The 22,315-nt window shown below is 67.7% G+C and carries 17 protein-coding genes; 10 read left to right on the forward strand and 7 right to left on the reverse strand.

The genetic code is table 11. The features are described from left to right. Positions 1–16: 16 nt before the first annotated feature. The 4 genes from ACOGXD_RS10920 to ACOGXD_RS10935 all read right to left on the reverse strand — a co-directional run bounded on the left by ACOGXD_RS10920 (position 17) and on the right by ACOGXD_RS10935 (position 5,029). On the reverse strand, positions 17–1,654 hold the full coding sequence (locus tag ACOGXD_RS10920) for a ribonuclease J (RefSeq protein ID WP_419915033.1): 1,638 nt from the start codon (positions 1,652–1,654) through the stop codon (positions 17–19). Positions 1,655–1,764: 110 nt separating this feature from the next. After that, the gene (dapA, locus tag ACOGXD_RS10925; protein ID WP_419915035.1) at positions 1,765–2,649 is read right to left on the reverse strand and encodes a 4-hydroxy-tetrahydrodipicolinate synthase; all 885 of its coding nucleotides are present in this window, start codon (positions 2,647–2,649) and stop codon (positions 1,765–1,767) included. Positions 2,650–2,719: 70 nt separating this feature from the next. Beyond that, positions 2,720–3,394 (reverse strand): transcriptional regulator, encoded by a 675-nt coding sequence (locus ACOGXD_RS10930; RefSeq protein ID WP_419915037.1) that lies wholly within the window; start codon positions 3,392–3,394, stop codon positions 2,720–2,722. A gap of 6 nt (positions 3,395–3,400) precedes the next feature. Then, positions 3,401–5,029: a long-chain fatty acid--CoA ligase gene (locus ACOGXD_RS10935; protein ID WP_419915039.1), complete on the reverse strand. Its 1,629-nt coding sequence runs from the start codon at positions 5,027–5,029 to the stop codon at positions 3,401–3,403. A gap of 83 nt (positions 5,030–5,112) precedes the next feature. On the opposite strand from ACOGXD_RS10935, the gene ACOGXD_RS10940 reads away from it, so the two are divergent. Both ACOGXD_RS10940 and ACOGXD_RS10945 read left to right on the forward strand, forming a co-directional pair. After that, on the forward strand, positions 5,113–5,844 hold the full coding sequence (locus ACOGXD_RS10940) for a hypothetical protein (protein WP_419915041.1): 732 nt from the start codon (positions 5,113–5,115) through the stop codon (positions 5,842–5,844). 48 nt (positions 5,845–5,892) lie between these two features. Continuing rightward, the gene (locus ACOGXD_RS10945) at positions 5,893–8,274 is read left to right on the forward strand and encodes a DNA translocase FtsK 4TM domain-containing protein (RefSeq protein ID WP_419915043.1); all 2,382 of its coding nucleotides are present in this window, start codon (positions 5,893–5,895) and stop codon (positions 8,272–8,274) included. A gap of 41 nt (positions 8,275–8,315) precedes the next feature. On the opposite strand, the gene ACOGXD_RS10950 is transcribed toward ACOGXD_RS10945, so the two are convergent. Continuing rightward, on the reverse strand, positions 8,316–9,554 hold the full coding sequence (locus tag ACOGXD_RS10950) for a cytochrome P450 (protein ID WP_419915045.1): 1,239 nt from the start codon (positions 9,552–9,554) through the stop codon (positions 8,316–8,318). Between the two features lie 121 nt (positions 9,555–9,675). Here ACOGXD_RS10950 and ACOGXD_RS10955 point away from each other — a divergent pair, with 121 nt between their 5' ends. The 8 genes from ACOGXD_RS10955 to iolG all read left to right on the forward strand — a co-directional run bounded on the left by ACOGXD_RS10955 (position 9,676) and on the right by iolG (position 20,232). Next, the gene (locus ACOGXD_RS10955; protein WP_419915047.1) at positions 9,676–10,620 is read left to right on the forward strand and encodes an MBL fold metallo-hydrolase; all 945 of its coding nucleotides are present in this window, start codon (positions 9,676–9,678) and stop codon (positions 10,618–10,620) included. Between the two features lie 337 nt (positions 10,621–10,957). Next, entirely contained in the window at positions 10,958–11,851 is an 894-nt protein-coding gene (locus ACOGXD_RS10960; RefSeq protein ID WP_419915049.1) for a sugar phosphate isomerase/epimerase family protein, read from the forward strand. 101 nt (positions 11,852–11,952) lie between these two features. Next, the gene (locus tag ACOGXD_RS10965) at positions 11,953–12,948 is read left to right on the forward strand and encodes a substrate-binding domain-containing protein (RefSeq protein WP_419915051.1); all 996 of its coding nucleotides are present in this window, start codon (positions 11,953–11,955) and stop codon (positions 12,946–12,948) included. An 8-nt stretch (positions 12,949–12,956) separates the two neighbouring features. Beyond that, positions 12,957–15,239 carry an ABC transporter permease gene (locus ACOGXD_RS10970; protein ID WP_419915053.1) on the forward strand — a complete coding sequence of 761 codons (2,283 nt, stop codon included), beginning with the start codon at positions 12,957–12,959 and terminating at the stop codon, positions 15,237–15,239. Next, on the forward strand, positions 15,236–16,012 hold the full coding sequence (locus ACOGXD_RS10975) for an ATP-binding cassette domain-containing protein (protein WP_419915055.1): 777 nt from the start codon (positions 15,236–15,238) through the stop codon (positions 16,010–16,012). Before ACOGXD_RS10970 ends, ACOGXD_RS10975 begins: the two co-directional genes overlap by 4 nt. Before the next feature lie 8 nt (positions 16,013–16,020). Next, positions 16,021–17,250 (forward strand): Gfo/Idh/MocA family protein, encoded by a 1,230-nt coding sequence (locus ACOGXD_RS10980; protein WP_419915057.1) that lies wholly within the window; start codon positions 16,021–16,023, stop codon positions 17,248–17,250. A gap of 46 nt (positions 17,251–17,296) precedes the next feature. Then, entirely contained in the window at positions 17,297–19,228 is a 1,932-nt protein-coding gene (gene iolD, locus ACOGXD_RS10985; protein ID WP_419915059.1) for a 3D-(3,5/4)-trihydroxycyclohexane-1,2-dione acylhydrolase (decyclizing), read from the forward strand. Next, the gene (gene iolG, locus ACOGXD_RS10990; protein ID WP_419915061.1) at positions 19,225–20,232 is read left to right on the forward strand and encodes an inositol 2-dehydrogenase; all 1,008 of its coding nucleotides are present in this window, start codon (positions 19,225–19,227) and stop codon (positions 20,230–20,232) included. Before iolD ends, iolG begins: the two co-directional genes overlap by 4 nt. Before the next feature lie 12 nt (positions 20,233–20,244). On the opposite strand, the gene ACOGXD_RS10995 is transcribed toward iolG, so the two are convergent. Together ACOGXD_RS10995 and ACOGXD_RS11000 are read right to left on the reverse strand one after the other, a co-directional pair. Continuing rightward, positions 20,245–21,261: a LacI family DNA-binding transcriptional regulator gene (locus ACOGXD_RS10995; RefSeq protein WP_419915063.1), complete on the reverse strand. Its 1,017-nt coding sequence runs from the start codon at positions 21,259–21,261 to the stop codon at positions 20,245–20,247. A gap of 81 nt (positions 21,262–21,342) precedes the next feature. Further along, positions 21,343–22,266, reverse strand: coding sequence for an SMP-30/gluconolactonase/LRE family protein (locus ACOGXD_RS11000; RefSeq protein WP_419915065.1), 924 nt, complete (start codon positions 22,264–22,266; stop codon positions 21,343–21,345). Between the last annotated feature and the right edge of the window lie 49 nt (positions 22,267–22,315).

Below are 22,315 nucleotides of genomic sequence, written 5' to 3' on the forward strand. Positions count from 1 at the left end.
CCGCCCCATTCGCCATTCAGTCCAACGAGATCACCGTGGCGGAGATGGCGGGGCGGCGGCGGGTGCGGTTGCCGACGAAGCGGCCGGTGGCGCGGCGGGTGACACGCTCGATCTCGTCGGTGTCAGGGCTGGGCCGTGACCCCTTGACGGCCTGTTCGACGGCTTGGGCGATCTCGTCGGAGAGGGCCTTGACGACATCGGCGTGCTTGGCGACGTCGAGCCAGCCTCGCGAGGCGACGTCGGGTGCTGCCACCAGGCGACCCTTGCGGTCGAGCACGACGGTCACGTGCACGAAACCTGTTGTGAGGGCGAGGCGCTCGCCGATTACCTCGGTGTCGAGGTCGTCGAGCGTCCCGTCCACGTAGTGGTACGGCGACGCAACGCCGGCGCGGACCTGGAGTTCGTTGCCCTTGAGCGTGATCTGGGCGCCGTCGGTCAGCGTCAGCACGCGCTTGGCCTTCATGCCCATCTCACGGGCAAGTCCGGCGTGGCGAGCCAGCATGTGGAACTCGCCCTCGATCGGCACGAACCAGCGCGGGCGGCACGCCTGATGCAGCTCGCGCAGCTCGTCGCGCTGGGCATGCCCTGACGTGTGGACCTGCTCGTGCCCGTCGTGGATCACCTCGGCGCCTTGCCGGGCCAGTCGCGACACCATGCGAAACACCGAGCGCTCGTTGCCTGGAATTGGATGGCTCGACAGGATCACCGTGTCGCCGGCTCCGGTCGTCACGTCTGAGTGCGCCCCGCTGGCGATCTGCGACAGTGCCGCGCCAGGCTCGCCCTGGCTGCCGGTACAGACGATGCAGAGCTCGCCCGGATCCAGCCTGCCGATGTGCTCGGCCCCGAACAGGCTCCGCTCTGCAATGTCGAGCACGCCGAGCTGACGGGCGATGCGCACGTTGTTCACCATCGAGCGACCCACGGGGACGACCACGCGGCCCTCCGATATGGCGGCGTCGCAGATTTGCTGGACCCGGTGCAGGTGACTGGCGAAGCAGCTCACGATTAGACGCCGGTCCGCTCGCTCGCTGAACAGCCGCCGCAGCGTGGCGCCGATCTCGGTTTCCGACGCGCTGCGGCCTGGGCGGTCGGCGTTGGTGGAATCGGCCATCAGCAGGGCGATGCCCTCGTCGCCCAGCGCCCGCAGGCGCCCTAGGTCGGTCAGCCGACCGTCCACCGGCGAGGGGTCGATCTTGAAGTCCCCGGTGTGCACCAGCGCGCCGACCGGCGTGTGCAGCACGATGCACAGGCTCTGGGGCACCGAGTGGGTGATCGGCAGCGCCTCGATGTCGAACGGGCCGATCCTGCGGCGCTCGCCGTCGCCGATGACATGAAACGACGTGCGGTCTGCCAGGCGTGCCTCGGTCACCTTGTGCTCCGCCAATGCCATGGACAGCGCCGACCCGTACAGGGGAACCTCGATGTTGCGCAGGAAGTGCGGCACACCGCCGAGGTGGTCCTCGTGGCCGTGGGTGACCACCAGCCCGACGATGTCGCGGGCACGCGAATTGAGCCAGCCCATGTCGGGCAGCACGTACTGCACCCCCGGCATGATCGCCGGGTCACCGAACATCACCCCGAAGTCGATGACGAGCAGCTTGCCGCTCTGTTCGACCACGGTGCAGTTGCGTCCGACGTCGCCGAGCCCGCCCAAGAACGTGACAGTGACCGGCGACGAGCCGCTTTGCTGCTTGCTGCGGCTGTTGCCCCGCCGACGCGACCGGCTGCTGCGTCGACCGCGGTCCGGCGCGGTCCCCGACGCGCTCAAGTCTGCTTCAGACGGGCGTAGACCTCTCGGGCGCGGTCCTCCAAACCGTCGGGCGTCGGACCCATGGGCAGGCGGGGCTCGCCGACCGGCAGTCCCAGCGTGCGCAGCATTGCCTTGGTGGGCACCGGGTTGGGCGCCTCGTCGCCGGTCTCGAAGTCGTAGCTCTCCAGCAGGGTGGCGTTGATCTCACGGGCCTTGGTGGCGTCGCCTGCATCCCAAGCGTCGAACATCGCGACGTGCTCGGGAATGCTCCAGTGCGCCGCAACGCTGATCACGCCGACGGCGCCGACGGCCAGCAACGGCAGCGTGAAGGTGTCATCGCCGCTGTACACCTCGAAGCCTTCCGGCGCCTCGGCGATGACCTTCGCGGTTTCACCCGGGTTCCCCGCTGCGTCCTTCACGGCCACGATGTTGGGGATCTGCGCCAGCTCCAGCAGCGTGGGCGTGTTGATCTTGCGCCCCGTGCGCACCGGGATGTCGTACATGACGATCGGCAGGTCGGTGCACTCGGCAACTGCGGCGAAGTGCGCTGCGATGCCAGCCTGCGAGGGCCGGTTGTAGTACGGCGTGACCGCCAGAATGCCGTCAACGCCCAGCTCAGCGGCCTTGCGGGTCTGGCTCACCGAATGAGCGGTGTCATTGGTGGTAGTTCCGGCCACGACCGGCACCGTGACGGCCTCCGCTACTGCGCGCCAGAGTTCCCAATCTTCTTCATCGGTGATAGTGGGGGCCTCACCGGTCGTGCCGGTGATCACGAGACCCTCGGCGCCCTCGCCTACGAGCCAGCGGGCCAGCGTCACCCCAGCGTCCACGTCCAGCGATCCATCCGCCGCGAATGGCGTGATCATCGCCGGAACCACTCGTCCGAATCGCGCGCTCATGTCCCCGAGACTACTGCTGCGCCTTGTCCACGCTGGTCTTGATTTTTCTGCCTGCGGGCGCCCAACTGTGTCAGACGCTGCCTTCGTCGGCGCGGTTGATGCCGAGGGTGGCCAGCAGGTCCTCGTGCAGCTCGAACCACACCGTGTGGTAACTGGGCATCATCGGCTTGGTGAGGTAGTCCAGCTCGCCGGCCTGCAGCCGACCAAGCGCCTCGGCGAATCGGGGCGCGTAGTTGTCGTAGCGAGCCATCACGGCGCAGAGCTGGTCAAGCACCCCGCCGAGCTCGCCGTGCAGGTCTCCCAGCCGGCTGATGATGGCTGCGTCGTAGTCGGGGTCGCCGTGGTCATTCAGCCGCCCGCCATCTCCCGGACCGGCATCTGCCGCTGCGGGATGATCTTCAGGCAGCACCTGCCAGTCGGTGCACAGCTGCAGCATCTTGGGGTTCAGCGCCAGGAATTCCCGGTAGGCCGCCGTCACGGCATCTCGGGCACCGGCGGCATCCAGCTCGGCGGCCAGCGCGGCCTCGCCGTCGTCGCGGCCGGTCGGTGTCAGGATGAACTTCGGCACCCCGCCGACCTCGCGGAACATGCAGTGCCCGGCCTCATCCAGCTCGGCCAGCAGCCATTCGGTGTCGTCGGGCTCGAGCCCGTGGATCGCCGCGACGTCGTCGATCTCGCCGAGCCCCTTCAGCCGCAGCGCGAGCCACACCAGCAGGCGCGGTTCAGACTCGAATGGCGTGCCCACGTCGGCTCACTCCACCACGAGATCGGCGAAGCGGTCCCGCAGCGTCTTCTTGGAGAACTTGCCGGTCGAGGTTTTCGGCACTTCGTCGATGATGCGGGTTGCGCTCGGTAGCCACCACCTCGCCATCCGTGGCGTGAGGTACTCGATGAGCTCGTCATGGGTGATGGTCTCGCCCTCGACCGGCACGACGCACGCCATCGGCCGTTCCATCCAGCGCTCCGACGCCACGGCGACCACCGCGGCCTCTGCCACCTTGGGGTGGCTCATGATCTCGTTCTCCACCTCGGCCGAGCTGATCCACTCGCCGCCGGACTTGATGAGGTCCTTCGTGCGGTCCACGAGGCGGATGTAGCCGTTCGGGTCGCAGGTGGCCACGTCGCCAGTGCGAAGCCAGCCGTCCTCGGTGAATGAGTCTGCGGCGTCGGGCCGGTTGTAGTACGAACCGGTCACATAGGGGCCGCGGACGTGCAACTCTCCGGACGACTCGCCGTCGCGGGGCAGCTCATTGGTGGTGTCGGGCTCGCAGATGCGGAACTCCACGGTCGGCAGGATCGTGCCGACGGTGGTGCGCAGGTCGGCCTTGGCGTCGTCGTCGAGGCCCTGCTGTCCGGAGCGGATATGCGCGATCGAGCACAGCGGGCTGGTCTCGGTCATGCCCCACGCCTGCAGGATCGGCAGCCCCACCGCCTCCCGGTACCCCTCAGACAGCGCCTTGGGCACTGCCGAGCCGCCGCAGGGGATGGCACGCAAGCTCGATACGTCGCGCCCCTCCAGCTCGCCGAGGACGCCCATCCAGATCGTGGGCACCCCCGCAGCAACGGTGACCCGCTCGGTCTCGATGAGCTCGGCCAGCGGCTTGGGGGCCAGGTTCGGGCCGGGATTGACGAGCTTCGCGCCCGCTGCGACGGCCGCATGGGCGAGGCCCCACGCATTCGCGTGGAACATTGGCACGACCGGCATGATCACGTCGCTCTCGCAGACCCCGGCCGAGTCGACCAGCATCGCTGCCAGCGTGTGCAGGTAGGTGGAGCGGTGGCTGTAGACGACGCCTTTGGGCTCGCCGGTCGTGCCGCTCGTGTAGCACATCGATGCCGCCTGGGTCTCGCTGGCAACACGGAAGCTCGCCGGCGATGCCGCTGAGATCAGATCCTCGTAGTCGATGATGCGCGAGTCATCGGGAATCTCAGGTGCTGCGTCGCCGCCGCCGGAGTCGTCCATCACGACGACGTGGCGGACCGTGCTCATGGTGTCGACCAGCGGCCACAGCAGCGGCAGCAGCGAACGGTCGGCGAAGATCACCTCGTCCTCTGCATGGTTCGCGATGTAGGTGACCTGCTCGGCGAACAGCCGGATGTTGAGCGTGTGCAGCACCCGGCCTGAGCACGGCGCAGCGAAGTACAGCTCGAGGTGGCGGTCGGTGTTCCACGCGAAGGTGGCGACTCGCCCGCTTGCAGAGATGCCCAGATCGTCCAGCGCGCCGCCGAGCAGCCTGGTCCGTTCGGCCCAGCGCCCGTAGTTCGTGCGTTCGATGCCCGTTGCGGTGGCAGTCACCAGTTCCTTGTCCGCGAACAGCGTCTCGGCGCGTTCGAACAGTGGATCGAGGGTGAGCGGCAGGTCCATCATCGTCGAGTCCATGACGCCGCAGGCTAGAGGCCATTGCCCCGCACGCCGGAGGCGATGCCGGTGGAGACCTGCGCTACTGCGTAGCCTCGACAGAGGTGGCAGACGACGGCCGAGATGACACAGCGGCGGCCGAAGCCGCCCATTCCGAGCATGCATCGGCGGGTCCAGTGATCACCGACGCCGATCGTCGGCGGATGCAGCTGCTGGCAGCGGTGCCTGTGGGCTTCGCCCTGGCGGCAACTGCAGGGCAGATCCTCGTCGCTCCGCTCGATGCACGGGCGCCACTGCTGCTGCTGTCGCTAAACGCCACCGACGCCATCCTGCTCCTCGTCGCCCATAAGGCCCCGCTGTGGGCGTTCATGGCAATCGGGCTGACCCGTCTGTTCATCACCGACCCGTTCCTATACCGGCTCGGCTACGACTATGGCCCCAATGCCAAGGCCTACCTAGCTGCGGAGCTGGGGCCTCGCAGCCGCGTCATCCGCACCATGGATTGGCTGGAGCGCTGGTTTCCGCGGGCTGGCTGGCTGTTGTTGTTCGCCATTCCCGGCTACCCGATGTGCTTGCTGTCGGGCATGGCGCGGATGCGTCAAGTGCCGTTCGTAGTGGTGAACCTCGCCGGCACCTTCACTCGCCTGGCGCTGGTGTGGTGGGTTGCCGATCTGTTCGCTGGACCCCTCGGAGCGGTCAGCAGGTTCATCAATCGCTACTCGATCCCGTTCACCGTGGCGATGTTCGTGCTGGTTGTGGTGCAGACGGCCCGCAATCAGCGCCGGAGCGCGGCCACAGAGCAGCATTCGTTCGAGGCAGGAACCGACGACGTATAGCCAGCGGGGTCTCCAAAGGTCCGGCCCCGCCTCGGTACTCTCGCTGAGGTGAGTGCGCGCAGCGCTGCCGGGGCCAATGGCTCAAAGGACACGTCCAATTCGTCGTCCGCGCACGACGGTCGTAGCGGCCTCTCGCGGGTGGTTCGCAATGCCCTGAGCGGCCGATCCCGCGAGATCGTGGCGCTGTCGCTGTTCGCGCTCGCCGTGATCTGCGCGCTGGGGCTGCTGGGCGACCGCGCGGGCGTCGTGGGCCGAGTTCTGGAGAGCGCGCTCGCCGTGCTGCTGGGCGTGTTCCGGTACGCCGTGCCGATCCTGCTGGTCTGGATCGGCGTCGCACTCGCCCGTATGACCTCTTCGGAGCGGAGCGGCCGTGCCGCCTTCGGGTTGAGCATGCTCACGGTTGCCTTCGCTGCAGCCGCACACCTGTCCGGATCCGCCGACGGCTTCGGGTCGCTCGAGGACCTGCGAGGCAGCGGGGGAGTGCTGGGTGCTGTGGTCGCCGAGCCGCTGCGACGCCTGATCGACGACCCCGCGACCTGGGTTCTGTTGCTGCTGGTAATGCTGTTCGCGGTCATGATCGTTGCCAACATCGGCCTCGGTCAGGTCCTGCGATGGATATGGGCTGGTCTGTCTGCGCTGGGCCGGACGCTGAGCGGCTCGCTGTCGAAGGGCGCCCGGAGCCTGCAGCGCGTCGGCGAGGATCCCGAACCACCCTCGTTCGGGGACGAGCAGTACGACCTGGGGGCTGAGCCAGCAGGCCAGATGCCGGGTCTGGACCCGACCGCCCCGGGCACCAGCGAGGCAGCCTCCGATGAGCCCGTCTCCAGCCAGACAGCCTTCGAGCCATCGCCGCCCCAATTCGTGGAGCCACCCAGCGATGATCCTGTCCCGACGCCTGTGCCGGCGGCCCTCGCGACCAGCAAGGGCACGGGAGGGAGCAGCCAGCGTCCTCGCTGGAAGCTCCCGAAGAAGTCGATGCTGAAGCGCAGCGGCACCCAGCAGTTCGACCGGGCACAGCTGTCGGCAGGCGCTGCAGCGCTGGTGGCGGCGCTGGCCAGTCACGGCGTGGAAACTCAGGTCACCGGCTGGGAGCCCGGCCCGACGGTCACGCGCTACGAGCTGAAGCTGGGCCCGGGCGTGAAGGTGTCGCGGGTCACTGCGCTCCACAAGGACATCGCCTACGCCATGGCCGCCGCCGATGTCCGGATCCTCGCGCCGATCCCGGGCCGATCGGCGATCGGCATCGAGGTCCCCAACTCCGACCGTCACCTAGTCGCGCTCGGCGACATCCTGTCGGCCAAGGCCGCAACCGACGCCATGCACCCGCTCGAAGTGGCGATGGGCAAGGACATCTCGGGCCGTGAGGTCATGCTCAACCTGGCGACGATGCCCCACGTGCTCATTGCCGGCGCGACCGGCTCGGGTAAGTCGTCGTGCATCAACTCGATCATCGCGTCGCTGCTCATGCGGTCCACGCCCGATGAGGTGCGGATGATCCTCGTCGACCCCAAACGGGTGGAGCTCGGCCAGTACGACGGCCTGCCGCACCTGCTGACGGCGGTGGTGACCGAGCCCCGCAAGGCGGCGAATGCCCTGGCGTGGGCCGTCAAGGAGATGGAGCGCCGCTACGACGTGCTGTCGGAAGCGGGCTTTCGTGACATCACCGGGTACAACGCGGCCGTGCTCGACGGTGCGCTGCACAGCGACGAGAGCGAGCTGCTGGGCAACGACCAGCCGCACGAGTCGATGCCCTTCATCGTCGTGGTCGTCGACGAGCTGAACGACCTCATGATGGTGGCGGCCCGCGACGTCGAGGAGTCGATCACACGGCTGGCGCAGATGGCCCGCGCCGTCGGCGTGCACCTTGTCGTCGCGACCCAGCGCCCGAGCGTGAACGTCATCACCGGGGTGATCAAGGCCAACATCCCCAGCCGGCTGGCATTTGCCGTGTCCAGCCTGGCCGACAGCCGGGTCATCCTCGACCAGCCTGGCGCCGAACGGCTGGTGGGCCAAGGCGACATGCTGCTGCTGTCCGCGAATTCCAGCACGCCGCGCCGCATCCAGGGTGCGTGGGTGAGCGAGTCGGAGGTCGCCCACGTGGTTGCTCACTGGCGCCGCCAGGCACCTGACGTCGACTACGTGGAAGGCGTCGAGGGCACGGCCGAATCCGACGGCGCCAGCATCCTCCCCGGAGGCACGACCGGCGATGCCGACGACGACGAGCTGCTGCGCCAGGCAATGGCCATCGTGGTGGAAACCCAGCTCGGCTCTACGTCCATGCTGCAGCGCAAGCTGAAGGTCGGCTTCGCCCGCGCCGGACGGCTGATGGACCTGCTTGAGCAGCGGGGCGTCGTGGGCCCGTCGCAGGGCTCCAAGGCCCGCGACGTGCTGATGACCCCCGAGGAGCTGTCTGACGCGCTGGGCTCCTAGGACTGCTAGCCCATCGGCGAGCGGCTCCGCTCGCCGCCGGCTCAGATGCCGACGCGGATCTGCAGGTTGCGGGGGCCGCGCACCTGAACGCCGCCCCATTCCACGCCGCCACGGCCGACATCGGTGGCGAGCTCGAAGTTCGGGAAGCGGGCCAGCCACTCCTCGATGGCGACCTTCAGCTCCATGCGGGCCAGGTTGGAGCCCAAGCAGCGGTGGATCCCGAGCCCGAACGCGAAGTGGCGGTTTTCGGCCCGATCGATGACGACCTCGTCGGGACGGTCGAACTTGGACGGATCGCGGTTGCCGGCGCCGAACGGCAGCAGCACCTTGTCGCCCTTGGCCACGGGGCAGCCGCCGATCTCGGCATCGTCAGTGGCGGTGACGCGGGCCATGGTGACCGGCGAGTAGGCACGCAGGAACTCTTCGATGGCCGTGGGGATGAGCTCGGGTTCGTCCACGAGCCGCTCGCGGTCAGCAGGGTTCATGGCCAAGTGCATCAAGCTGGCCGAGATCGAGCTCCACGTGGTGTCGATGCCCGCTAGCAGCAACAGGAAGCTGGCACCGGTGATGTGGTGGTTGGCCAGCGGGTCGCCGTTGGGCAGCTTCATGTCGAGCAGCTTCGACGGCAGGTCGTCTGCGCGTTCCTGGCGCCGCTGGTCGGTGAGCTCGCCGAAGTAGTGGAGCACCTCACGGGTCGCGTTTGCCCGCCGATCGAACTCGTCGCCCTTGGACTGCAGCACGTCGACCGCCCAGCGGGTGAACTTGGGCTCGTCCGACTCGGGCAGTCCCAGGATGCGGGCAATGACCCGCACGGGAATGTGCTTGGAATAGGTGTCGGCGGCATCCGTCACGCCGCTGCGGCCCTCGTCAGCCCCGGTTTCGGCTGCGATGGCGTCGATGCGCTCGCGGGCGATGCTGCGAGTGACCTCGACCATTTCCTCCACGGCTGTAGGACCGAAGAACGGCAGCAGCAACCGGCGCGCGTCGGTGTGGAACGGCGGGTCCGAGGTGATCGGCGGGGCGGTGAGCAGCCCGACGCCTTCAGGTGTGGGCGCCACGGCGATGTCGCGGGAGCTGAAGTTCTCGGTGTCGTAGGCGACCGCTGCGATGTCGTCCCACGTCGTGGGCATCCAGTGCCCGTCATTGTGGGGGCTGTGGGCGACGGGACATTCGGCGCGCAGTTCGTCCCACACGTCTGCGGCGCCCTGGATGTACTCGTCGCTGTAGACGTCGAAGTCCCGCTCTGCCGAAGCGCTGTCGGTGTCAGCAGTCGTGCTCATGGCGGCTCCTTTGAGTCCCCGCGGGCGCGGTCCGAGGCGCTTCCCAGCGTAGGCGACGGGTTCTACGCTGCGCCGTAGTACTGAACCAGCGCGATGGCCGTTCGGCCGTTCGGGAGGGCACATGTCGGGACACGCAGCACACGCGTCAGTCGAAGCGGCACAACTCAGCGAGGTCGCGCAGGGCGTGTACAGCTACGTGCAGCCCGACGGCACCTGGTTCATCAACAACATGGGGTTCATCGCCGGCTCCAGCGCCGTGGTGTCGATCGACACCACCTCCACGGAGCGCCGCAACCGGGCCTATCTCGACGCCATCGCCTCGGTGACGTCGAACCCGGTGAGGGTTGTGGTCAACACGCACCATCACGCCGATCACACCCACGGCAACTACCAGTTCGCCGACGCCACGATCATCTCTCACGCCAAGTGCCGTGACGTGATGGTGGCCGCAGGCATCCCCGACTACAGCGCTGTATTCCCTGGCGTCGAGTGGGGCGACCTGCAATTCCGGGCGCCAGACGTGACCTTCGAGGGCTCGATGGTGCTGCATCTCGACGACCGCCGCATCGAGCTGTCGGACCTGGGCTTTGTGGCCCACACCGACGGCGACATCGTGGCGTGGCTGCCCGATTGCCGGGTGCTGTTCTGCGGCGACCTGATCTTCCACGGCGGCACGCCGTTCGCGCTGTTCGGATCGGTGTCCGGGACGATCCAGGCGATGGACGTCATCGAGAGCTTCGGAGCAGACGTGATCGTGCCGGGCCACGGTCCGCACTTCGGCGGCGACGACATCGCTCGGGTGCTTGACGAGCAGCGCTCCTACCTCCGCTTCGTGCAGGAAGCGGCTGCCGAAGGGCTCGCGACAGGCAGGACGCCACTCGAGCAGGCCGAGGCCACCAACCTCGGCCCGCACGACCGCCACACCGACCCCGAGCGTCTCGCCGGCAACCTTCACGTCGCCTACCGCGAGGCAGCCTCGGGCGGCTACGAATTCCCCGGCGTCCCCCAAGCGATCATGGACATGGTCGCCTACAACGGCGGCGCCCTGCCGCGCTGCTTGGCGTAGCCAGCGCCGGCGGCAGGAGGCGACCCATCCGAGGCTGCGCCTACAACGGCGGCGCCCTGCCGCGCTGCTTGGCGTAGCCAGCGCCGGCGGCAGGAGGCGACCCATCCGAGGCTGCGCCTACAACGGCGGCGCCCTGCCGCGCTGCTTGGCGTAGCCAGCGCCGGCGGCAGGAGGCGACCCATCCGAGGCTGCGCCTACAACGGCGGCGCCCTGCCGCGCTGCTTGGCGTAGCCAGCGCCGGCGGCAGGAGGCGAGAGCATCGGGGTTGATTCGGCATGCCGTTTCGTGGAACGGTTGACGAAAACTGGCTATAGCCGGCCAGTTTCTGGAGGCGTACATGACAAGATCACTGCGCGAGCGTCTGGCTGCGGCTCCGATCACGTGGGGCGTGTGCGAGGTGCCGGGATGGGGACACCAGCTGAGCCCCGACGACGTGCTGTCGGACATGGCCGCGCTGGGTTTCACGCACACCGAATTCGGCTCAGTCGGCTTCCTGCCGACCGATGGCCACGAACTCGCCGCATTGCTGCGGCGCTACGGATTGTCGCTGCTCGGAGGCTTCGTTGCTGTGGTGCTGCACGATCCCTACCGTCTCGAGGCCGAAATCGCGCGCGTCGCCTCCGTTGTGGCCCAGATGGCCGCTGCGGGCGGGACATGGTTCGTGAGCTGCCCGGTCTTCGACCACGACGATTGGCAGCGCCCGGACTTGGACGAGGCCGAGTGGCATCAAATATTCCGGGGATTTGCAGCCATTGACACGGTGACCGCCGAGTCCGGGATGCAGCATGCCTTCCACCCCCATTGGGGCTCATTGGTCCAGGAGGATGTCGAGACGTGCGCGGTCCTCGAACACACCGATACGCAACTCGTGCTGGACACGGCACATCTCACGCTGGGCGGCAGTGACCCCGCAGCGCTGGTCGCGAGTCATGCGGACCGCATCGGGCTGGTGCATCTCAAAGACGTCGACCCCGTGGTAGCCGAGCGGCTTCGCTCCAGCGACGTCACCCTCATGCAGGCCGTCCAGCAGGGGCTCTTCCCCCCGCTAGGCCAAGGCTCGGTCCCACTCGCCGACATCATCCATGCGCTGGAGCAAGAACGTCCAGAGCTGTCCTACGTGTTGGAGCAGGACGCGGCGCTCAGCGGTCCGGATGCCGCCGATGTGGAACGGTTGCGGCGCGACGTCGTTCGCAGCCTCAAGTTTGTGCAAGAATTCGACGCGGCGCGCTAGCACTCCAGGGGAATCGGGCGCTGGCGTTGTGGCCATTCACGTCTTCGGGAGGAAGAACAGACATGAGGCGTATTACAAAACTGCTTGCACTGCTCGCAGCGATGACATTGTTCGCGGCAGCATGCAGCAGCGACAGCTCCGACGAGTCAGCGGACGAGCCGGACGCTCCGGCACCGGCCGAGACGACCGAGGCCGCATCAGATGCGACCGAAGTCACGCTCACGCAGAGCGACTGCGACAAGACGTACCACGTGATCACCCACGGCGACTCGGGAACCTTCTGGTCAGTCGTGGAGGTGGCGGTAGCGGATGCGTCCGAAGCCATCGGCTGCGACGTCGTCTACTTCGGCGCCAACAACGACGCGCAGGCGCAGTCGCAGGCGATTGAGGGTGCGATCGCCGATGGTTCCGACGGCATCGCCATCTCACTGGCAGACCCTGCAGGTCTCGAAGCCGCCGCCCGAGCGGTCGTGGCAGCAGGCATCCCGCTGTACACGCTGAACTCCGGTGTGAACAACTACGAGGATCTCGGCGCCGTCACCCACATCGGTCAGACCGAGATCGTGGCCGGCCAGGGCGCCGGAAAGCGGTTCAACGCCTTGGGTGCCTCCCATGTGCTGTGCGCACGCCAGGAGCAGGCCAACATCGGTCTTGAGGAGCGCTGCCAGGGTCTCGCGGAGACGTTCGACGGACAGGTGACCTCCGAATTCGTCGGCCTCGACGCGAACCCCGACGAGCAGGAGCAGACCATCGCCTCGATCCTCACCGCGGATTCCAGCATCGATGCGGTGCTGGGTGTCGGGCCGAACCTGCCGCTGCGGGCGCTCGACGCTGCCGAGTCGGCTGGGCGCACGCTGCACATCGGCGGCTTCGACCTGTCCTCGGACCTCATCGCTGCAATCGAAGCGGGCGACATCGCTTTCACCGTCGACCAGCAGCAGTACCTGCAGGGCTACATCCCCGTGATCTTGATGCACCTGCAGGCAACGAACCAGAACACTGCCGGCGGCGGCCTGCCGATCCTGACCGGTCCAGGTTTCGTCACGCCTGACAACGCTGCGGAGGTCGCAGCGCTCGTCAGCGCCGGCACGAGGTAGCCCTCCCTGTGGCGGCCGCCACCGCCGGCGGGGCCGACGAACGGCTCGCATATCGCGGGCCGATCCAACAGCTGCTCACCCGTCCTGAGATTGGTGCGCTGCTCGGCCTCGCCGGCGTGTGGCTGCTGTTCTGGCTGACATCTGAAGCATTCGGCACCGCAGGGGGAACAGCCAACTTCCTCGACGTGGCGGCGCTGCTCGGCATCATGGCGGTGCCGGTGGCGCTGCTGATGATCGGCGGCGAGTTCGACCTGTCGTCGGGCGCCATGACAGGCGCCACCGCCGTCTTCGTCATCCTGATGAGCCGCGAGGTGGGCGAGCTGGGAGGCGCCGGGTTCAGCCTGCACCTCGCCGTGCCGCTGTCGCTGTGCTTCGCACTGGCGATCGGCTGGTTCAACGGCACGCTCGTCGAGCGCACGTCGCTGCCCAGCTTCATCGTCACGCTGGGCACGTTCTTCATCCTCATCGGCGCCAAGCTCGGCTTCGGCAAGCTGTTCACCAATAAGGTCATCGTCGAGGGGCTCGACGAGGCGCAGGGCTACGCGTTCTGGGACGACATCTTCGGTGCCGAGTGGATCCGCAACCAGCACATCTGGGACGGCCGCGACTGGGCGTGGGCAGGGCTGCTCGTGCTCGCGGGCGTTGCCCTGCTGCTGGGGCTGCTCGAGATGAGCTACACCCGGCGGCCCGACCCGCCGTCATGGGCCGCGCCCGGCGCATTCGCCGGGGCCGTCGCGGTGCCGTTGTTCGGCTTCGTGATGCTCCTGACCACCGACGGCACCGTCTCGAACTGGCTGTGGGGGGCTGTCATTGCCGCAGGGACCTTGGCGGGTGTCGCTATCTGGTGCAGATCCCGCTACGAGCCAGTGCAGCGGCGCCGACCGGCGCCCGACAACCGCACGAAGCGGATGATCGCCATCGGCGTCGGCGCTGTTGTGGTCGCCGTGGTGTTGGCACTCGTTATGGATGCGACGAACACCGACCAGCTCGGCTTCCTCGGGGGCGGTCTCGGGCGTGCGGTATTCGCCATCGGCATCGCTGCCACTGGTGTGCTGGCCGCGCTGGCCGCGACCGGCCATGTCCGCTCGAGCGCACCGGTCATCGGCGTAGTCGTGGCGCTGTTGCCCGCGATCAGCTTCATGATGACCGTCCAGGCCGCCCGGGCGCTGCTGTTCGGTGGTCTCGCTGTGGCCGGCGTGGTGGCGCTGATGCTGGTGGCGGCGCGGACCGACCTCTCGCTATGGCTGCCGATGGCGACCGCAGCCATCGTGGCTGTCGCCGCGTTCGTAGTGCAGGCCGAGTCCGATTCGCGCAAGCTGCGCGTCGAGCTGTTCTCGGTGCTGCTCCTGATCGCGCTCGCGCTTGCTGCCACCGCAGCGGCCCGAGCCCTCGCACAGAGACGCAGCACGGCGGTGCCCGTGCCGCAGATGGGGCTGTGGCCGCGCGCCGCCATGGCGATCGGCGGGGCTGCGGCCGTCGTGTTCGCCGTGATCGAGCTGATCGACGGTGACGGCCTGCTCTACGCCCTGTCGACCGGAGCTGCCAAGGGCGGCGCGATAGCGCTCGGCATCTTCGCCGTCGGCACGTTCTACCGGTTGCTGTTCAGCAGCGATGAAGGCATGGGCCGGCCCCTCGTGAGGGTCGGGCTGGCGGCTGCGGGCCTGGCGCTTGCGGTCAAGTTGATGTTCATCACTACCTTGGAGGAAGAGGCGACCCAGGCGGTGACCCGGTTCCGGGTCTCGGTGCTCTTCTACTTGCTCTTCGCCGCGATCGGCGCGTGGGTCCTGGCCAAGACGCGCTTCGGCAGCTGGACCTTCGCCGTGGGCGGCAACAAGGACGCCGCCCGGTCGGTGGGCGTCCCGGCTGCCCGCACCAAGACGACGCTGTTCATGCTGGTGTCGGCTTGTGCCTGGGTCGCGGGCATGCTCATCGCATTCCGCCTCAATTCGGTGCAGGCCAATGTCGGCGACGGCAACGAGTTCCGCTACATCATCGTGGCCGTCGTGGGCGGCAACCTGCTGACCGGCGGCTATGGCTCCGCTATCGGCGCGGCGATCGGAGCGCTCATCTGGGGGATGATCAGCCAGGGCATCGGTTTCGCGCGCTGGAATACCGACTGGCGCTTTCTCGTGCTCGGCGGGCTGTTGGTGGTGGCGGTGATCGTCAACAACTACGTACGCCAGCGGGCAGAGCGGTCGCAGGCGGCGCGCGGTGATCCCGACGATGACGAGCCGCCGGGCGACGATGCCGGTGCGGCCGACGAATCTGTCTCTGCAGGAGCTGAGCCATGAGCGACTCGCTGATCGAACTGCGGAACATCTCGAAGTTCTACGGCAACATCATCGCCTTGACCGGGGTGTCCACCACGGTCAATCCCGGTGAGGTGACGTGTGTGCTCGGCGACAACGGCGCCGGCAAGTCCACATTCATCAAGATCCTCGCGGGCGTGCACCAGCACGACGAGGGGGAACTGCTGCTGGAGGGGGAGGAGGTCACGTTCTCTTCGCCTCGGGCAGCCCTCGCTGCCGGCATCGCCACCGTGTACCAGGACTTGGCCATGGTGCCGCTCATGTCGGTTTGGCGGAACTTCTTCCTCGGCGCAGAGCCCACAAGGGGATTCGGGCCGTTCCGCCTGATCGATATCGAGAAGGCCAAGCAGATCGCCAAAGAGCAGCTTGCGGAGATGGGCATCGACATCCGAGACACCGAGCAGCCGGTCGGCACGCTGTCGGGCGGCGAGCGCCAGTCAGTAGCGATTGCCCGGGCCAGCTACTTCGGCGCGCGTGTGCTGATCCTCGACGAGCCCACCTCGGCGCTCGGCGTCAAGCAGTCCGGCGTTGTCCTGCGGCGCATCGTGGAAGCGCGTGATCGAGGGCTCGCCGTGATCTTCATCACGCACAATCCCAACCATGCGTACCCGGTCGGAGACCGCTTCGTGATCCTCAATCGCGGTCATTCCATGGGCAATTTCGCCAAGGAAGGCATCAGCCAGGCCGAGCTGACGCAGATGATGGCCGGCGGTGCCGAGCTCGAAGCACTGCAGCACGAGCTGGCAACGCACTGAACCGATCAATGCGACAGCGCTTGGGCATTGCCGTGGTCGGATTCGGCTGGATGGGCCAGGCGCATGCCCGCTCGGTCATGCGCATCCCGAGCTTGTTCAGCGACCGCAGCTATGCGCCCGAACTTGTGGTCTGCGCTGACACGGTCGACGAACGGCGCGCAGCGGCCAGCGAGGGCTTCGGCTTCGGCGACGTGACCGACGATTGGCGGCCGGCCGTGGATCGTCCCGATGTGGACGTCGTGTACGTCACGGCGCCGAACATGCTGCACTCCGAGATCGTCACAGCGGCTGTGGCCGCCGGCAAGCACGTGTTCTGCGAGAAGCCGGTCGGCGGCACGCCGGCCCAGACGGTGCGCTGCTTCGAGGCCGCCAGAGCGGCGGGCAGCATCACCGGGGTTGGCTACAACTACCGGTATGCGCCGCTCGTGCAGCACGCCAAGACCCTCATCGACAGTGGCGCGCTCGGATCGATCACCAACTACCGGGGCCGCTTCTTCTCGATGTTCGGGGCCGATCCGCTGGGGCTGCTCTCGTGGCGCTTCGAGCTGGATCAAGCGGGCCACGGCGTCACGAGCGACATTCTCAGCCACGCCATCGACTTGGCCATGATGCTGAACGGGCCGATCGCCAAGGTGATCGGCAGCGGCGCCACATTCATTGTCGAGCGGCCGGTCGCGGCAGCTGGCGCAAGCCACTACGCCCGCGGGCGGCTGGGCGACCCGACCGGCGCCGTCACCAACGAGGACTACTTCGGTGCCCTCGCCGTGTTCGCCAACGGTTCGCGGGGCACGTTTGAGGTCAGTCGCACGATGGTGGGCCCAGAGAGCCAGATGGCCTTCGACATCTACGGCACCGAGGGCGCACTGGGCTGGAATCTGGAGACGATGAATGAGCTGCGGCTGTACCTGGCACCGGACGCCGGCAGCGCGTCCGAGCGTGGCTACACGACGGTTCGAGCGGGCGAACGGCACCCTGGCCACGGTGCTTTCGTTCCCGGCGACGCCAACGCCATCGGGTTCGAAGATCTCGTCGCTCTCGAGGATCACCAGTACCTCTCGGCGGTCAGCGACGGGCGCCCGCATTGCGCCGGCTTCGCCGAGGCGGTGGCCTATGTCAGCGTGCAGGCCGCTCTGTTGCGGAGCTGGATGAGCGGCACTTGGGAGGACGTCGTCCCGCTCACCGCCGACAACGTCGATGAGCTGGCACCACATGATCCCGCCGACGTGGCAAGCAGGTAACTCAGGCGCGCATCATCCGTGACGCCGCCCCGAAGGGAGTCTCGCGATGGCAGATATCGAGCTGACCACCGCCGGAGCGATCGTCCGCTACTTGGCGGCGCAACGGATTGCGCTCGACGACCTCGACTCCGATGCGGCCGGCCGACTGGCGGCTGTCTCCGACGGCGAGTCGGTGCCGCTGTTCGGCGGCGTTTATGCGATCTTCGGCCACGGCAACGTGACATGTCTCGGACCCGAACTGCACAGCGCGCGTCATGCGCTGCCGACGTGGCGCGGGCAGAACGAGCAGGGCATGGCCTTGGCCGGCGTCGGCTATGCGCGGGCGATGCGTCGTCGCCGGATCATGGCGGCGACCAGCTCCATCGGTCCGGGCGCCACCAACATGGTGACCGCCGCAGCGGTGGCTCACGCGAACCGCATGCCGCTGCTGCTGCTGTCGGGAGACACCTTCAGCCATCGGCTGCCCGACCCGGTGCTGCAACAGGTTGAGCACTTCGGCGATCCGTCGATGACGGTCAACGACGCCTTCCGAGCCGTCGTCCGCTATTGGGACAGGCTCACCACACCCGAACAGGTGCTCGGGAGCCTGCCGAATGCAGTAGCGACGATGCTCGACCCGGCCGATTGCGGCCCGGCCTTCATCGGTTTGCCACAGGACACCCAAGCTCAGTCGTATTCCTTCCCGGAGCGTTTCTTCGAGCCGGTGGTGCATCGGGTGCGGCGCCTGCGCCCCGACCGGCGCGAGCTCGCAACCGCTGCGGCAGCGTTGTCGGCAGCACAACGTCCGCTGCTCATCAGCGGCGGTGGAGTGCGCTGGTCGATGGCGGAAGCCGAGCTGCGTGCCTTCGCCGAGCGCCACGGCATCCCGGTTGTCGAGACGGTGGCCGGCCGCACCAGCTTCCCGTCCAGCCACCCCCTTGCCTGCGGGCCGATCGGCGTCACGGGCTGTGTCTCTGCGAACGCGATGGCCGCTGCTGCCGACGTGATCGTGGCAGTGGGCACACGTCTGGGCGACTTCGCCACCGGCTCGTGGACCGTGTTCGATCGCGGCTCGACATTCATCGGGCTGAACACGGCACGGTTCGACGCGACCAAGCACGCAAGCTGCCCCTTGGTCGCCGACGCGCGAGAGGGACTGGCCGAGCTGGGAGCCGCGATCGTGGACTACCGCGCACCAGCCGACTGGACGGCGCGTGCCGAGACCGAGACCGCGCAGTACCACGCGTACATAGACAAGCTCGCTGCGCCGGAAGCCATCAGCTCGCTGGCAGAACTGCCGACGTACGCACAGGTGGTGGGTGCCGTGTCGAGAGCGGCCGATGAGCGCACCTACGTGGTGACTGCAGCCGGCGGTCTGCCTGGGGAGACGGTGAACGGCTGGCGCAGCGATGTGGAGCACTCCTTCGACTGCGAGTACGGCTATTCGACGATGGGGTACGAGATCTCGGGTGCGTGGGGCGCGAAGCAGGCGCTGCCCGATCGCGATGTCGTTGCACTCGTCGGCGACGGCTCGTACCTGATGATGAACTCCGACTTGTACAGCTCGGTGCTGAGCGGCCACCCGATCACCCTGGTGGTATGCGACAACGGGGGTTATGCCGTCATCAACCGGCTGCAGCAGGCCCAAGGCGGCGAGTCGTTCAACAACTTCCTGGCTGACACGATGACCCAGACTCCCAAAGGCGCAGCCGATCGATCGGGACCGGGGCCGCTCCATGTCGACTTCGCGGCGCATGCAGCATCCATGGGGTGCGCATCGGAGACTGTTGTCAACATCACGGACTTGGAAGCGGCGCTGGAGCGAGCGAGGGCATCCGAGCGCACGTATGTGATCGTGCTCGCCACACACCCCACATCCTGGACCGAAGGCGGCGTGGCCTGGCAGGTAGGCGTGCCCGAGATCAGCAACCGTCCTGACATCGCTGCCGCAGCCGCCGACATGGCCGAGGCAATGGCTGCCCAGCGGCGCGGCTCGTGAGCGCAGCAGGTATCGGTCTCATCGGCTGCGGCCGGATCGGCCAGATGCATGCGCGCCATCTGGCTGGCATCGACGGCCTCCGGTTGGCGGCCGTGTGCGATGCCGTTCCGGCTGCATCGGCATCGCTCGCAGCAGAGCTGGATGTGCCCGTTGCCGACAGCCCGGCAGCGCTGATGGCCCGATCCGATGTCGACGCTGTGGCCATCTGCTCGCCGACAGAGACGCACGTCGACCTGATCGTGGCGGCGGCGGAAGCCGGGCTGCCGGCGTTCTGTGAGAAACCCGTTTCGCTGGATCTGGCCGAGGCGGAGCGCGCTGTGTATGCGGTTGCCGCTGCAGGCACCGCAGTTCAGCTGGGCTTCAACCGTCGCTTCGACCCTTCGCATCGGGCCGTGGCCGCCGCTGCTCGCAGCGGCGAACTCGGCGAGGTGCACATCGTGGGGATCACGAGCCGTGACCCGGAGCCCCCGCCGCACGACTATGTGGCCGGCTCGGGGGGCATCTTTGCCGACATGATGATCCACGACTTCGACATGGCACGCTTCGTGGTCGGCGCCGAGGTCACCGAGGTGTACGCGGCAGGCGCGGTGCGGATCGATCCCGTGATCGGCGAGCTCGGTGACTGGGACACCGCGGTGGCGGTGCTCACTCACACCGACGGAACCATCACCACCATCGACAACAGCCGGCAGGCGATCTACGGCTACGACCAGCGGGTCGAGGCGTTCGGCAGCGCCGGGGCGATGGCATCACAGAACCCCACCGTCCACAGTGCGGTGCGGTCTGGGCCGGCGGGCGCGGCGTCTGCGCCGATCCCGTGGTTCTTCACCGAGCGGTATGCCGAGTCGTACCGTGCCGAGTGGGCTGCGTTCGTCGACGTGCTCGCAGGCGAACCGCCGCCCGTGACGCTGGAAGACGGCCGAGCATGCTTGGCGATTGCACTGGCGGCAACTCGCTCGGCACGCGAGGGGCGTGCCGTCAGCGTGGCGGAGATCTTGCCCTAGGCGGTCAGTCTGCTAGCCGGCCGGTCCGGTCGAGTCTCGCACCACCAACTCGGCGTTCAGCACCGACACGAGTGCGGTGTCCCGGCCGTTCATGCGGTCGCTCAGCATGCTGACCGCTGTCTGCCCGATATCGGAACGGGGCAGCCTCACGGTGGTCAAACGGGGCACCCCTGCAACGGCATACAGCGAGTCGTCGAAGCCCGTGATGCTGATGTCGCCGGGCACGTTGAGGCCGGCGTCGACCGCGGCGAGGACGGCACCGCGGGCCTGGGCGTCGTTGACGCAGGCAATGGCCGTCGGTCGCCGCGAACGGCGCAGCAGCTTGTCGGTCGCTTCGTAACCGTCCGATTGCAGGAAACCGGCCGGTTCGAATGAGATGTGCCCCGAGCATCCCAACCGCTCCATCTCGCTGGTGTAGCCGCGGGTCCGTGCTGCGACGTTGGGCATCTCGGCATCGCCGATGAGGGCGATATCGCTGTGGCCCAACTCGGCCAGATGACGAATCACGGACGCCATTGCCGCCTCGTCGTCAGTGACGAGCGTGTCGTAGCGGTCGGATCGAAGGTCGTACATCAGTGCGAGGACCGGCAGGACATCGGCGTACTCCTCGAGTTCGGCCGCGTCACGTCGACCGAGTAGCCCCAATGCGAGGCCGTCCACGCGGTACTCGAGCATCCGCTCGATCACCTCGCGCTCGCCGCTCACCTCAGGCGGGCTCGACAGGTACAGCGTCCGCATGCCGCGCCGGCTGACTTCGTGATCCACGGCGAACATGACCTCGCCCCAGAAGGCATCGAAGAGACCGGTGATGACGAACCCGATCGTGCCGCTGCTCAGGCCCGCCAGCGAACGAGCACCGGCGTGTACCCGGTAGCCCAGTTCTGCGGCCGACTCAAGAATGCGCTGGCGGGTGCTCTCGCGAACGTGACCCTCGCCGCGCAAGGCGCGTGATACCAGCGACTTCGAGACACCGGCGTGCTGCGAGATGTCCTTGATGGTCGGGTAGCCACCCTGTCGCTTGGCCGTCATGGATCCCTTCGAGAACTATTGCGAACGCCGTCGCGTCGATGGTACCGAATGGCGAAATCGGGTCGATCAGCGAAAGCGGCGTCAGAAGGGGAGCTTGAGGCCGGGGCGGGGCCAGTCGCCGACGGCGAGCCGGCCGGTGCCCGACAGGGTGACGTAGGCCGTGCGCATGTCGTCGCCGCCGAAGCAGATGTTGGTGGTGGCCGAGTCGTCGGTGGGAGCGAACTCCAGCTCGTCGCCGTCGCGAGTGAAGGTGCTGATGCCGCCGGTGAGGATCGTCGCCACGCTCACGTTGCCCTCAGCGTCCATGGCCAGCGAGTCGAAGTACTTGCGGCCGGCCGGCCGGGCCAGGAACCAGCCACGGGCCGGCACCCCGGCAGCGACCTTGCCCGGGCCCTCGAGATCGAAGGCGAACATGGCACCTTGGAACGTCTCGGCCACATAGACCCGGTCTTCTTCGGGGGAGATGCCCACACCATTCGGGCCGTCCATCGGGAAGGCGATCTCCTCGACGTGGCTGCCGTCGGCCTTGGCGTAGTAGAGCCCGCCGCGGTCCCGGTCGCGGGTGCGGGTCTTGCCGTGGTCGGTGAACCAGAAGCCGCCGGTGGAGTCGAACATGATGTCGTTGGGCCCCTTGAGTGACACGCCGTTCACATCCGCATACAGGATGTCCACCTCGCCGGTCTCGAGATCGATGCGCTCGATGCGGCCGGTGGTGTAGTCGGATGCCACCTCGCCAGGCACGGTGCGGCCCCGCACGGTGATCCACTCGAAGCCGCCGTTGTTGCACACGTACATCGCACCGTCAGGCCCCAGCGCTGCGCCGTTCGGCCCGCCGCCCGGCGTGGCCAGGATGTCTTTGCGACCGTCGGTCACGTCGACGCGCGTGATGGTGCCGCGCCCGATCTCGACAACGGCCACCGAGCCGTCTGCCAGCACTACCGGTCCCTCGGGGAAGATCAGGTCGTCGGTGATCGTCTCAAAGTGGTCAGATCCGAAAAAGCTCATGGCCGCCGACGCTACTTCGCGACCACGCCCGGCTTCCTGCCAAACCAGC

This window comes from Candidatus Poriferisodalis sp., from assembly GCF_965204125.1.
Taxonomy (GTDB): Bacteria; Actinomycetota; Acidimicrobiia; order Acidimicrobiales; family Poriferisodalaceae; genus Poriferisodalis.

What these genes read in the sequence shown, in the direction of transcription:
- ACOGXD_RS10935 (WP_419915039.1), bottom strand. Translation starts at nt 5,029, where the DNA reads ATGGACTCGACGATGATGGACCTGCCGCTCACCCTCGATCCACTGTTC.
- ACOGXD_RS10975 (WP_419915055.1), top strand. Translation starts at nt 15,236, where the DNA reads ATGAGCGACTCGCTGATCGAACTGCGGAACATCTCGAAGTTCTACGGC.
- ACOGXD_RS10980 (WP_419915057.1), top strand. Translation starts at nt 16,021, where the DNA reads ATGCGACAGCGCTTGGGCATTGCCGTGGTCGGATTCGGCTGGATGGGC.
- ACOGXD_RS10950 (WP_419915045.1), bottom strand. Translation starts at nt 9,554, where the DNA reads ATGAGCACGACTGCTGACACCGACAGCGCTTCGGCAGAGCGGGACTTC.
- ACOGXD_RS10960 (WP_419915049.1), top strand. Translation starts at nt 10,958, where the DNA reads ATGACAAGATCACTGCGCGAGCGTCTGGCTGCGGCTCCGATCACGTGG.
- ACOGXD_RS11000 (WP_419915065.1), bottom strand. Translation starts at nt 22,266, where the DNA reads ATGAGCTTTTTCGGATCTGACCACTTTGAGACGATCACCGACGACCTG.
- ACOGXD_RS10955 (WP_419915047.1), top strand. Translation starts at nt 9,676, where the DNA reads ATGTCGGGACACGCAGCACACGCGTCAGTCGAAGCGGCACAACTCAGC.
- ACOGXD_RS10965 (WP_419915051.1), top strand. Translation starts at nt 11,953, where the DNA reads ATGACATTGTTCGCGGCAGCATGCAGCAGCGACAGCTCCGACGAGTCA.
- ACOGXD_RS10995 (WP_419915063.1), bottom strand. Translation starts at nt 21,261, where the DNA reads ATGACGGCCAAGCGACAGGGTGGCTACCCGACCATCAAGGACATCTCG.
- iolD (WP_419915059.1), top strand. Translation starts at nt 17,297, where the DNA reads ATGGCAGATATCGAGCTGACCACCGCCGGAGCGATCGTCCGCTACTTG.
- dapA (WP_419915035.1), bottom strand. Translation starts at nt 2,649, where the DNA reads ATGAGCGCGCGATTCGGACGAGTGGTTCCGGCGATGATCACGCCATTC.